Source organism: Sanguibacter gelidistatuariae, from assembly GCF_900096585.1.
In the GTDB taxonomy this organism is placed as follows: Bacteria; Actinomycetota; Actinomycetes; order Actinomycetales; family Cellulomonadaceae; genus Sanguibacter; species Sanguibacter gelidistatuariae.
In genome coordinates this window covers 1-12,962 of record NZ_FMYH01000006.1, presented here as the reverse complement: position 1 = coordinate 12,962, position 12,962 = coordinate 1, and the positions used below count along the sequence as shown (strand labels likewise).

8 protein-coding genes are annotated in these 12,962 nt (G+C 65.1%); 5 read left to right on the top strand and 3 right to left on the bottom strand.

The window, feature by feature from the left end; translation table 11 throughout:
* Positions 1 to 265 precede the first annotated feature (265 nt).
* Together BLQ50_RS13105 and BLQ50_RS13100 are read left to right on the top strand one after the other, a co-directional pair.
* Positions 266 to 6,388, top strand: a complete 6,123-nt coding sequence (locus BLQ50_RS13105; RefSeq protein WP_245701206.1) for a DEAD/DEAH box helicase — start codon at positions 266 to 268, stop codon at positions 6,386 to 6,388.
* Positions 6,388 to 8,601, top strand: a complete 2,214-nt coding sequence (locus tag BLQ50_RS13100; protein WP_093184399.1) for a UvrD-helicase domain-containing protein — start codon at positions 6,388 to 6,390, stop codon at positions 8,599 to 8,601. Before BLQ50_RS13105 ends, BLQ50_RS13100 begins: the two co-directional genes overlap by 1 nt.
* 295 nt (positions 8,602 to 8,896) lie before the next feature.
* Here BLQ50_RS13100 and BLQ50_RS13095 read toward each other — a convergent pair whose 3' ends face one another.
* Positions 8,897 to 10,075, bottom strand: coding sequence for a tyrosine-type recombinase/integrase (locus BLQ50_RS13095; RefSeq protein WP_093184398.1), 1,179 nt, complete (start codon positions 10,073 to 10,075; stop codon positions 8,897 to 8,899).
* Between the two features lie 633 nt (positions 10,076 to 10,708).
* Between BLQ50_RS13095 and BLQ50_RS13090 the strand changes: the two genes are divergently transcribed.
* Positions 10,709 to 10,948, top strand: a complete 240-nt coding sequence (locus BLQ50_RS13090) for a type II toxin-antitoxin system Phd/YefM family antitoxin (RefSeq protein WP_093184978.1) — start codon at positions 10,709 to 10,711, stop codon at positions 10,946 to 10,948.
* Positions 10,945 to 11,331 carry a type II toxin-antitoxin system death-on-curing family toxin gene (locus BLQ50_RS13085; protein WP_093184395.1) on the top strand — a complete coding sequence of 129 codons (387 nt, stop codon included), beginning with the start codon at positions 10,945 to 10,947 and terminating at the stop codon, positions 11,329 to 11,331. Before BLQ50_RS13090 ends, BLQ50_RS13085 begins: the two co-directional genes overlap by 4 nt.
* A 137-nt stretch (positions 11,332 to 11,468) precedes the next feature.
* On the opposite strand, the gene BLQ50_RS13080 is transcribed toward BLQ50_RS13085, so the two are convergent.
* Positions 11,469 to 11,912 carry a toll/interleukin-1 receptor domain-containing protein gene (locus BLQ50_RS13080; protein ID WP_245701203.1) on the bottom strand — a complete coding sequence of 148 codons (444 nt, stop codon included), beginning with the start codon at positions 11,910 to 11,912 and terminating at the stop codon, positions 11,469 to 11,471.
* Positions 11,913 to 12,232: 320 nt separating this feature from the next.
* On the opposite strand from BLQ50_RS13080, the gene BLQ50_RS13075 reads away from it, so the two are divergent.
* Positions 12,233 to 12,673 carry a Na+/H+ antiporter NhaA gene (locus BLQ50_RS13075; RefSeq protein ID WP_093184391.1) on the top strand — a complete coding sequence of 147 codons (441 nt, stop codon included), beginning with the start codon at positions 12,233 to 12,235 and terminating at the stop codon, positions 12,671 to 12,673.
* Here the strand turns inward: BLQ50_RS13075 and BLQ50_RS13070 are convergent.
* The coding region (locus BLQ50_RS13070; protein ID WP_139185822.1) for an integrase core domain-containing protein at positions 12,661 to 12,962 on the bottom strand (302 nt) is incomplete at its 5' end. The two genes, BLQ50_RS13075 and BLQ50_RS13070, sit on opposite strands and share 13 nt — an antisense overlap.

Below are 12,962 nucleotides of genomic sequence, written 5' to 3'. Positions count from 1 at the left end.
GAGTCTCCTCGACTATCTGACCACCACATTCGCCCTGACTGACGTGGATGCGCAAGACGCCCTGGATCGATTCCTGTCCCATCCGGATAGCGGCATGTTCAAGGGACCTTACATCCGCCTATGTCTGCCTTTCAGGCCAGCCGACGAGGGGTGGCGCGAGACACTCGAGTGGTATGAAGGCTTCACACCGTACGGTCATCAGGCAGCCGCCTTTGCCCGTCTGGCATCGTCGTCAGGCGGGCGGGAAAAACGACCGTTGCCGACGATGGTCACCACGGGTACCGGTTCAGGTAAGACCGAGGCATTCCTCTACCCGATCATCGACCACGTGCTGCGCGCCCGCCGTGAGGGCGTCACCGGTACCAAGGCGCTCATTCTCTACCCGATGAACGCCCTTGCCAACGATCAAGCCCTGCGCCTTACGCAGATGCTTACCAGCCACTCGGAACTGTCGGGTATCACTGCCGCGCTTTACACGGGGCAGGACGGCCCTACCCGCACGATGGTCACCGCGGACGGGCTGATTACCGATCGCGGCATTATCCGCGACGAGGCCCCGGACATTCTGCTCACCAACTACAAGATGCTCGACCAGTTGCTGCTGCGCCATGAGGACCAGGAGATCTGGCGGCAGAGCGCCACCAGCTTGCAGTACCTCGTGCTTGATGAGTTCCACACCTATGACGGCGCGCAAGGGACCGACGTCGCGATGCTGCTGCGTCGCCTCGGCCTCGCGCTCAAGTCCCACTGGGCTGACGACGACCCACACCTAACCGCAGCCGACTGGGCCCGACCGCTCGGGCGCATCACCCCCGTCGCAACGTCAGCAACCCTCGGGGACAAGGGCGATCCTACGGCGATGGTCGACTTCGCCCACACTGTCTTCGGCGAGGAGTTCGGTGACGGGGCAGTTGTCACAGAGTCCCGTCTCCGCCTTGACGAGTGGGAGGCCGACGCTGTGGAGACCGTTGCCGCACTTGGCCTGCGTCCGCTCGACATCGCCCAGATCAGTGCCCCCGCCCTGAACGCGGCCGCCAAGAGGCTCGGGCCGGACCCTGACGGAGCCGCGCTGGCCCATGTGGTCCTGAGGCACCTCTACGAAGGCAACCTGGCCGTCTTCGACCGCGCACTCGGGACCGTGGGCGCTGACGTCCTCCTCTTGGCTGTCCAAGCACACCCCCTCGTCCATGCGCTTGCGGCATCTGCCAGTGACGCCATCGCCGTTGCCGACCTCGTGGCAGCCGTGCTCGGTACGACGGCTCAGTCTTCGCCCAGTGCCGCCAGCATCGGCAACGGCTGGGAGATGGCTATCGCTCATGTCGTCGCCATGCTCGGGCACGTGCGCGCCGTCGTTGGACGGGCTGCGCTATCCGTCGATGTCCACCTGTGGATCCGTGAGCTCACGCGCATCGACCGGGCAGCCGATTCCGCCACGGCCTTTCGGTGGAGCGACGACGGCCCACCCGTCGTCGACACCGTCGACGTCCGCCCGTCCTTCCCCGCCGTCTACTGTCGCCACTGCGGGCGGTCTGGGTGGGGCATCGCGCTAGCCCCTGTCGGCCTTGACCTCGCGGTCGACGATGAGAAGATCCGCCGCGACCACGCCATCCATGAGGGTCGCTTCCGAGCGCTCCTCTATGCACCAGCCGAGGCCGACCACGCCTACTTCAACGATGGCGGACCGAGCGAAGGTCTCATGTGGTTCTCCGTCCGCGGCCGCACCCTCCTCACCGAGGTGGCTGAGGACGACCCCGACCTTCGGGAGGGGTGGATCCTGCCCGTCCTGACCGGGACCGGCTCCGACAGTGACCAGTCCGCTCGCAATGACGACTGCCCCTCCTGCGGGCAATCCGACGGCATCCGCTTTCTCGGAAGCGCCATCGCGACCCTCCTGTCGGTCTCGCTGTCAACTCTCTTCGGTTCTGCCGTGCTTGACCGTCATGAGAAGAAGGCCCTCGTCTTTACCGACTCCGTCCAGGACGCCGCCCACCGTGCCGGATTCGTCCAGGCTCGCTCCCACACACTCACCCTGCGCGCTGTGCTGCGTGACGCAGTCAAGGACGGTGCCCTCACCCTCGACTCCCTCGTCGACGAAGTCATCCGGCGGGCAGGTGACGACACCTTTGCCAGGTACCGCATCATCGCCCCGGACTGCGCCGACCGGGCGTCCTTCACCGAGTTCTGGACCACACCGACCCTGCGCGGCGTCTCGGCGACCATCCGTTCTCGTGTGCGCCGCCGCCTGCTCTTCGACGCGGTCATGGAGTTCGGACTCAATTCCCGCACTGGACGTACCCTCGAACTCACCGGGACTGTCGTCGCTGAAGTCGAGGCCGGGCACCCGGCCAAGATGGCGGGAGCCGCTCGCGCTGCACTCCAGGGCTTCCCCATGCACGATAACCTCGACGGACAGGGCACTGACCCCGACGACGCGATCCTTATCCAGTGGGTCCGCGGAGTGCTCGATCGCCTCCGCACCCAGGGCGCCGTCGACCACCCCTGGTTCACGCAGTACCGTGCCGAGGACGGCGCACGCTGGCCCATCTGGGGTGGACGCCCACGCAGCGAAGGCATGCCCGCTTTCCCACGGGGACGTCCCGCGCCCGCCTACCCGCGCGTGGGCGGCCTCGTCGGTACCTCCGGCGACCTCGGCCTCGACCCGGTGACCTCCGCCAAGTCCTGGTACGCCGTCTGGACCTCGAAGGTCCTTCCCGTGAGCCCGTCCGACGGCGGCCGCCTCGTGCGGCATCTGCTCGACCGCCTCGCCAAGGACGGGGTGCTCGTCGAGAGCACGAGCAAGTCAGGCGCGACGGTCTACGCCATCCCGATGTCTGGCGTCGTCCTCGTTCCGACTGACGACTACGCCCTCGAGGGCGAGCAACACATGCTCGCCTGCTCGCTGTGCCACGCGGTTACCCCTGGGTCAACGACGGTCGTCGACCAGCTCGACGGTGCACCGTGCCTTTCCGTACGCTGCCGGGGGCACCTCGAACGCGCCCCGCTCATGGCCGATGGGTTCTACCGCACTTTGTACTCGTCACCGGATATGCGCCGGGTAGTCGCGCGCGAGCACACGAGCCTGCTCGACGACGCGACGCGCCTCGTCTACGAGGACGGTTTTAGGGGATCGTATGACGACCCTCAAGCGCCCAACGTGCTCGTGGCGACTCCCACTCTCGAGATGGGCATCGACATCGGCGACCTGTCCGCCGTCTTCCTTGCATCGCTCCCACGCACCGTTGCCTCCTACGTGCAGCGGGTCGGACGCGCGGGCCGCCTGACCGGCAACGCGCTCAACCTCGCCTACGTGACCGGCCGCGGTGACCACCTGCCCAAGCTTGGCGACCCGCTCTCCGTCATCAACGGCGAGGTCCGGCCACCGGCAACCTACCTCGAGGCTGAGGAGATTCTGCGCCGTCAGTTCACAGCGCATCTCGTTGACGCGTTTGCCCGCGACAGTGGTCGCCGCCATCCACGGAAGGCCGGCGGCGCGATCGGCTCGGCCGAGGCCGCCTCCTTTCTCGGCGACCTGATCGCTCACGCCGAGGGCGATGCCCCGGCCCACCTCAATAGGTTCCTTGGCACCTTCGCTACCCTCGGCGACGGAATCGAGGCCGCCCTGCGCAGCTGGGTCCTCCCTGTCGATGGGCCCGGCACAAGCGCCTTCGCAGCTCATCTGCAGACCGCGAGCCACCGCTGGCAGAATACCGTCCAGACGCTCAAGCACCGCCTCGACGCCATCGAGACGGCTGTGCCTGAGCTCGAGAAGAAGGCACAGTCGCCGGCAAGTACCGACGAGGACCGCCGCTCGCTCCGCTCCGCCCAGACCGCAAGGCGATTGACTCTCGGGCAGCTGGGCCACCTGCAGGGCGAGTACTGGATCGGTGTCCTTGAGGAGTACGGAATCTTGCCCAACTACACCCTCCTCGACGATACGGTCACGCTCGATGTCGGGTTGAGTTGGACTGACCCCGACACCAACACGTTCCAGAGCGAGCACGCTCAGATCCAACGCGGCTCCGCCCAAGCCTTGCGCGAGTTCGCCCCAGGTGCGACGTTCTACGCCCGCGGCTACGAGATCATGATCGACGCACTCGACCTCGGTATGGACGGTGAGGCCGTCCGCCCATGGGTCTTCTGCCCCGCATGCGGGTATGGGGCCGACGTCGAGGCCACCGGCCAGGTCCAGGCTGTCGTTTCCTGTCCGCGATGTGGTTCCTCCTCGATTGCCGACACCGGTCAGCTGGTCGATGTCGTCGAGCTCACCCACGTCTCAGCCGAGTTGCGCCGGGACGAGGTGATGATCTCCGATCGTGCCGAGTCTCGCGTCGGCGCCTCCTTCCAGGTCTTCACAGCGGCCGACATCGACCCCGCGAATATCGGATGCCAGTGGTTCGTCGAGTCCACCGGCATGGGCTGCACTTATATGAAGGCCATGACCATCCGGTGGCTCAACGGCGGGGTTCCTGGGCATGGGGGGGCGAGGGTCATCAGCGGGCAAGAGGCATCGGTCGCACTCTTCCGCATCTGCGCAGGCTGCGGACAGAAAGACACAAACACCGGACGCAACCACCCCCGCGAGCACCGTCCCTGGTGCCAGTTCCGGGATTCTGTCACCGAGAGCACCCGCTCCGTCGCGCTGTCCCGCACCCTGCACACCCAGGGCCTAGTCGTCCGCCTACCGTACTCGGTCACGATCGGGGACCCCTTCGCAGTCCCGAGCTTGTCTGCAGCCCTCCTGCTGGGGCTCCGCGAGCAGGTCGGCGGGCACCCCGACCACATTCAGATCGCGCAGATCGTCGACCCGACTTACTCCGACGGCTCGGACAACCATGATGCTCTCCTCCTGCACGACATCGTCCCTGGCGGGACCGGGTATCTTGCCGAACTTGCCTCACCCCGACGGCTACGGGAACTCATCACGCTTGCCTGGCAGGTTGTGCATGACTGCGAGTGCCAGCACGAGGACAGGCTCGCCTGCCACCGCTGCCTGCTGCCCTTCGTCCAGGGAGGCGCGGTCAAGCACATCTCGCGTGCCGCGGCCCAGCGGCACCTTGCCGCGCTCCTCGGCCTAGCCGCCGACGCGGAGACTGCCGACCAAGCCGAGTGGGAAGTCACCGATATCCCGCCCAGCTCCAACCCCGAGTCGCACCTTGAACAACGATTCCGCAAGGTGGTCGTCGAGCGCCTGCGCACACTGGGAGCAGCGATCACCGAGGTGCCTGGCGCCTGGGGCAACACGGTTCGGTTCGTCCTGCCCGACGGTAGTCGGCGGTGGACCCTCACCCCGCAGGTCAACCTGGAGAGCTCCAAGCCCGACTTCGTCCTGGAGTCCAACGACATGACCATTCCGCAGGTCGCCATCTTCACCGATGGTCATGCTTTCCATGCCGTGGCAGCGCACAACCGACTCGCCGACGATGCCGACAAACGCAGAATCTTGCGAGACACCGGGCGTCTAGTCCTCTCGGTCTCGGCGCAAGACGTGCGAGCCGCTGAGGAGAGCGCAACCGTACCGCCCGGGTGGTTCGACGAATCGATAGTGGCTCGACTCCTACCCCAGGCCGTGTTCATGACGACACCTTCCGCATACGCCGGGCTGGCCAAGGGGCCCATCGACTCGCTCATCGACTGGATGACGGATCCCTCACCAGAGGGACGGCGTGTAGTCGCGCGTGCAGTGCCGATGTTCTTGCGCTCTGGCGCGGACAGCTTCACCGCTGCGCAAGACCGCACGCTAGCTGAGATCGCCGCCGACCGCCTCCAAGAGATTGCGGTTCCAGAAGGTCCTCGCAGGATCGCGGTATGGCGTTGCGGCGCCCTGGCTGTCGCGATCGAGCCACGGACCTCCGTTATCGACGTCGCCCTAGTCCTGGACGACCGTGACGAGGCACTCGATGTCGCCCACGGCGATGCCTGGCGTGAGTGGCTCCGTCTGGGCAACCACCTTGCACTGCGTGACTGGCCAACGACGATCACGACTCTGTCCCAGGTCCTAGCTGCCCCTGCGCAGAGCCAGCTGGACATGAGAGTCGATCCTCGTCTAGCCACTACACCCGAGTCGGACACTGACTGGACACCGGACTGGAGGGCAGCTCATATGAGCTCCGCCCCTGGCGCTGAACGCGAGCTGGTGGCGGCGTTGGCAGGCATCCCCGGTGTGACCGCGCCGAACATCGGGGTCGAAGGGCCGGAAGGGATCCCGATCGACATTGCCTGGCCTGCCCACAAGGTCGCCGTCGCCCCGGTGACCATGCCCGAGGTCGACAGGGCTGATCTGCTCGCCGCAGGCTGGCGCCTTGTCTCTTCCGACCCCGCCACGATCATCGCCACGCTGTTCGCCACGGCCGGAACCACCGCACCTGAGCACGACGAGGAAGTGAACTGATGCCCACCATCATCATGACCAGATGGCCCGTGAAGCTTGACGGATCTGTCAAGGCCAAGGCCATGACGTTCCTGCAGAAGCTCTCGGCCGACGACACGACACCCGGACTTCATGTCGAGCCGATCAGACAGTCGGTCGACTCGCGGGTACGCACTGGCAGGGTTGATGACTCCTACCGCGCGGTCATGTTCCGCCTGGACGGCTCGGGAGAGACGCACTACGTCATCCACGGCGTCTGGCAGCACGATGAGGCAATTGCCATCGCAGGGCGCCTCCGACTCAAAGTGAATCCTGTCAATGGGCTCCCACAGATCGAAGAAGCCACCCCGCTATCCGCTGTCACCCAGGCACCAGCAGTGCAGTTCTCGGTCGACTCAACCTTGACCGCACCCACTGCCATCGCCCCACCCCCTGACGTCGCGGCCGTCCAAGCGGTGGCGGCTCAACCACTCCTCGAACGGCTCGGGCACAGCCGTGAAGCCCTCGTCGACCGGCTCGGTGTCCCAGCAGCCGTCGCTGACGCGGCGATGGCTGCCACCGACGAGGACGCTGTCCTGCAGCTCGCTCAACGGCACGAAGGCTGGCTTGGCCTCATGCTCGTAGACCTCGCCACGGGCGACTCGATCGAGACGATCGTCGCCCGCATGGAGATTGAGGAGGCGCCGGACACAGGCGACGAGGACGAGGATCTGCTGACCTCTCTCAAGAGGTCCGCTGCCCAAGCGCAGTTCAGCTTCATCGAGGACCAGGAGGAGCTCCGCCGAGTGATCGAGTCGGGCGACTTCGGGGCCTGGCGGATCTTCCTCCACCCTGCTCAGCGCCGTTACGTCGAAAAGTCGTTCTCCGGACCGTTCCGCCTCTCGGGCGGCGCAGGCACAGGCAAGACCGTCGTCCTTGTCCACCGTGCACGTGCTCTCGCGCGACAGGAGCCCGGCGCGCGCATCGTCATGACCACCTTCACGACGAACTTGGCCGACGCGCTCCGAGACGGCCTGACCGAGCTCGATCCTCGCATGCCCATCGCTGACGGCCTTGGCCGGCCCGGAGTACGGATCTGCGGCGTCGATGCTCTCGCTGCGGAGGTCATCCGTGCGGCTGGAGCCGGGATTTCTGAGGCCGTCCACACAGTTCTCGGGGATGTGCGCAACGACCTGACCGGCCGTGTGCCGAGCGCGCGGTGGCGAGCAATCGTAGACGCGGCCCACACCACGTTGCCGACTGAGGTCGCCAACGACACCTTCCTCGCCGCGGAGTACACGACCGTCATTCTGCCGAACCGGATCCGGACAGAGGACGAGTATCTCCGCGTTCGTCGCCCGGGCAGGGGGACTGCACTTGACCGGGCCAAGCGGCGGGCGGTGTGGGCACTCGTCGCCGCCTACCGGGCCCAGAACCGAATCGACGGCCAGCTCGACTTCGCAGAGGCCGTTACGGTCGCTGCTGCCTACCTCGAAAGTGCAGGAACAACGCCCCGGCATCTCGCCGACCACGTCCTCGTCGACGAAGGGCAGGATCTCAGCCCCGGGCACTGGCAACTGCTACGCGCGCTCGTGGCACCCGGCAAGGATGACCTGTTCATAGCCGAGGACTCCCATCAGCGGATCTATGGAGCGCGAGTGGTCCTCGGGCGTTACGGAATACGTATCGTCGGGCGCTCACAGCGGCTTACTCTCAACTACCGCACGACCGCACAGAACCTGCGGTACGCAATGACCGTCCTCGAGGGTGGCAGCTACCTGGATCTGGAAGACAATCCGGAGAGCACGGGATACAGGTCCGCCCGGAGCGGACCAGCGCCGACGGTGGTGGACGTAGCGTCTATCGGGGCGGAGCTCGCAACTGCTGCAAAGTTCATAGAAGGGTGGTTGTCGCAGAACACCCCTCCGGAGACCATTGCCGTCCTAGTGCGCGACCGATACCAACGGGACCGAGTTGTCGTCGCCTTGGCGGACCGTGGGATTGGTGCTCGTGCAGTCGATCGAGACCGTCCGGGTGTGGGCCGGGTTTTGGTTATGACAATGCATCGTGCCAAAGGCCTCGAATTCTCCAAGGTGGTTCTTGCGGGGATGGTTGAGCCTGAAAGTACTCGCCGGGCCGCTGGCTCTGAAGCTGACGATGCGGAGACGTTGGAGGCGGAGTTGCGGGACCGATCGCTCATCTATGTTGCGGCGACGAGGGCGCGGGATGAGCTCGTGGTGTTGCGTAGGCGATGAGTCTGCGCCAACTAGTTGCGATGTCCAGGGCTCTTGTTGGGTCTGGTGGTGAGCGGTTGCCATCAGTCTTGGCTCGACGGTGATTGTTGACGTGTATTCATCCCGGCAGATTACCTAGCCCTTGAATATCTGACGAGAATGTGCTGTGCGTCTGGCGCCGGCTTCGAAGGTGGAGCGCGCTCAACAGCTTCGGCCAAAGTCACTCCTCTGCTGAAAGCAGGACATGGCTACTTTCGCATGTAAGGGCAGCGCGTGGGCTACCGGTGAGTGATTTGGCATGGCTTCAGCGGGTCCCTCAGTCGCTAGTGTGGCCCCCTCGCCCTGGGCGTGAGAGAAGCCCCTCGAGAGCTCCAAGGTGACGGTCGCGCGTGATGGTCATCGGGTGCCGGTAGATCTCGGCGGTGATGATGATCGATCGGTGCCCAAGAGTGTCGGCGATGTCTTCAATCCGCATGCCAGCCGCAGACATGAGGCTCGCCGCAGCATGGCGCAGCAGGTGGGGGTGGAAGTGCCCGAGCCCAGCCCGGGTGGCAACAGCCTGAACGCCGCGACGCACGTTGGACGGGTTGAGTGGCGTACCAAGCTCCGAAGTGAACACGAGGTCGAGTGTGTTCTTCCATTCTTCGCAGTTCTTGCTCCGTTCGAGGGCCTGGAGTTCCATCTGGCGTTCGAGAGCAGCCACGCACGCTGGCGGCATCGCGATAGTCCGTTGACTGGTCGGGGTCTTCACCGGGCCGAGGACCATCTGCTCGTCGATGCGCTGCAGGCTGTGGGTAACGTGGAGGACCGGGGGAGTGGCGTCGAGGTCGATGGCACCCCAGGTGAGCCCAGCCGCTTCGCCGGGTCGAAGCCCGAGGTAGAGGGAGAGCGTGATCATCGGCCCGATGCGGTGGGAGTTTGCGGCGGTGAGGAGCCGGCGTGCTTCGTCGGGGGTGATTCCGGTGCGGGGCTTGGTCGGGCCGGCTGGGGCTTCCACGGCGTTGGCGACGTTGCGTTGGACGAGGTCTCGTCGCTCGGCGAACTTGAGCACTCGGCGCATGAGGGTGAGGGACAAGCGCATCGTGCTTGCGGCATGGTCCTTGGCGGCCATGCGGTCCAGGACCCGCTCGATGTCGGGTGCTCGCAAGGCGATGAGTGGCTTGGACCCGATCACTGGTAGCACGTTTACGCGCAGCATCTTCTCGTAGTTGCCCCTGGTGTTCTGGGACAGGTTGCTTGCCAGTCCACGGGTCAGGAGGAGCTCGGCGGCCTGGGCGAAGGTGGTTGCCCGTTCTGCGAGGTTGAGTCCTTGGGCCTTGGCACGCTGCGCCTCGGCGAGCTTGTCCTTCACCTCCTTACGAGTGGTCCCGGTGATCTTCATCCGCTGCCGGCGACCGGTCTCGTCCGATCCCAGGTCGAGCAGCGCGACCCACCGCTTCCTGGCGGCCTCGTAGAAGATGCCACCATCCCCGCGATCCCGGCGTTCCCGTGTCATGGGAACCACGTCCTCTCGAGCTCTTCGGCGGGCCAGGAGCCTCAAAGGTAAAGAGACTTTACCTTCGCCTCTCTGGGAGCCTAACTGGGAGCCTAACTCCGTGAAAAGGGCCTGGACCGATGTCGTCGCCGATGGACACGCATGGACGATTTAGGGCTGCTGACCTGCGGGTACATCTGCTCGGATCAGCCTCACAGTTAGTTCCCAGGATGGCTGGGGGTCAAGGGGTCGCAGGTTCAAATCCTGTCATCCCGACCAGCGTTTACGCAGGTCGGAGGCCATCACCGCGAAAGCGGTGGTGGCCTTTTTCGTGTCTGGGAGCCTAAGTCTGGCGTGGACGCGGGTGGACACGATTTGATAACGATGCACTTTGCGGGTTCCGCACCCAGGCGGCTGGCTACCTCACTGAAGGCCCTAAGTGAAGCCTTCGACCCGGTTCTCAGGCAACGATGAGGCGCCTCTGCGAGTTGCTGTCAACCCTCAAGCCCCGTTCCGCGCGCGGGTCGTCCGAGACTGGTCTGCTGCGGGTCTCCGACGTCCCGGCATGATGCCAAGAAGTGGCACCGCCCAGGGTCAAGCGTGATGTGTGGCACGAAGCCTGTTAGGATGTTTTCATCCTAGATTGGAGTGGTCATGTTGGTTGACACGCACAACCTCGTCTCGCTCACCGAGGCGAACCAGAACTTCTCTCGCGTTGCCCGCATGGTTGACGAGCGCGGCTCTGTGGTGATCTTGCGCAACAACGTGCCCCGCTACGTGGTGATCGACTTCGCTCAGATCGAAGACACCGCAGCCTCTGACGACGAGGTGCTCGCCGCCGGGGCGATGTTTATCGACAAGCATCGCGAGGCATTCGACGAGCTTGCCAAGTGACGAGGCTGACCCGTCGGCAGGTCGTCCTTCTGCATAACCAGATGCTCACCGCCACTGGCGGCCTGCCCGGTATCCGGGACGAGAATCTGCTGGACGCTGCCCTTGCTGCCCCGTACGCGGCGTTCGGTGAGGTCGAGTTCTTCGGATCCGTCCAGGCCAAGGCCGCGCGGCTCGCTTATGGGCTGGTCGCGAACCATCCGTTCAACGACGGCAACAAGCGCATCGGCGTGCAGGTGATGCTCGTGTTTTTGCACCTCAATGGCATTCGTCTGGAGCCCGCGGACGACGACCTTGTTCAGCTCGGTCTCGGGTTGGCTGGCGGCTCCCTGGATGCGGGCGACGTGCAAGCGTGGATAGCCAGTCATCAGGCCGGTGAACAGTAAGAACGAGGTTTAGGCGCAGCCGCGTGAAACTGCGCGGTAGAGGCCAGGACCCGTGGCCCCTCGTCGGTGCACGGTCGCTTCTGAGGTGCCTGTTGGTGCGTCGATGTGCGGACCTGGGCGGCACCGGTCTGATCGTCCTAGGCGGTTGCCAGTTCTTCCTCGACGGCGACCAGCTCGGCGATCTTGGTGGCGATGACGGCCATCGAGTCCTCTGCCGTGTTCAACCCGTTTCGGGAGGCTAGCAAGGGGCTGACCGTCCGGAGTTCGGCGTAGGTCGTCTTATGCATGACAGGGATCAGCAGGTCGCGTGCCAGGAGCTCTGAGAGTTCCTTGTCAGAGATCCCCCCGCTGTCGACGCGCTCCAGTAGCGCAGGGGTGACGAGAACCAGACCCGTACGTGACTTCGCCAGGCCCTTGTCGATTTCTCGCATGAACGGTTGGCCGAGCACGATGTCCTTCTCGCTGAACCAGACAGATACGCCCTCGGCCTTGAGCAAGTCGTGCAGTTCGGTAGCGACACTGCGCCGGTCATCCCACGCGTGGCAGAGGAAGACATCGCGGAGGTCGGGATCCTGACGCAACTCGACCGCGCGGCGAACAGGAGTCAGCGCCCGGACTTCGGCCGGCGTGTAGGTGACGGGCGAGCTGCTCGGCTACCAGCTCGGCCGCGTTCTGCCGCTGGCAGACCTGCTCACACTGCCCACGCTGCCCGCGCCGTACCAATGGAAGACGACCACCACTCCGACTCCGTCGGCCTCCGAACGGATTCGCACGGCGCATCGGGTGTGGCAGATGCGGGCCACCCCGCACATATGGACTGGACACCCAGTCGCGGTAAAACCGGGGTGACCAGCGGTTCCTCGATATGGCCGGTCTGTCTCCGCTGATCTAACCTGAGGACGTGACAAGGCGCACGCAAGCCACGGGGCAGACCCGCCGCCGTCAGCTCTCAGGGCAGCTTTCTGGGCCACTGCGCTTGTTCCTGGCTACGGAGGCAGGCAGTGCGGTGCTCCTGGTGGCCGCGACCGTCATTGCACTTTTGTGGGCGAACTCACCATGGTCGGCCGTGTACGAGGCAGTCTGGACCACCGGCGCCTCACTGCGAATTGGCGAGGTCGGACTCGAGATGGATCTAGGCCACTGGATCAACGATGGTCTGATGGCGGTGTTCTTCTTCGTCATCGGCATGGAGGTGCGCCGGGACCTTGCGGTGGGAGAGCTCACCGACCGCCGCCGGGTGGTGCTGCCGGTGCTCGCTGGAATCGGGGGGATCGTGGTCCCCGCTCTGTTGTATCTGTGGATTGAAGCGCCCCAGGTTTCGTGCCGCTTCTATGCGGGTTGAAACTGCTCGGTGAGTGAAGCGTAGTGGACGTGTTCGTACTCGATGGGTGGGACGTGGCCCAGGCTCCCGTGCAGGCGCCGGTTGTTGTACCAGTCGACCCAGCCGGCAGTCGCGTATTCGACGTCCGCGATGGTCTTGTAGGGGCCGCTCTGGAAGACTGTGGTGCGGATGCATTCGGCCTTGTAGAGCCCGTTGATCGTCTCGGCCAGGGCGTTGTCATAGGCATCGCCCACGGTCCCGATGGAGGGGCGGATGTCGGCTAGGGCGAGGTGCTCAGTGAGCTTGATCG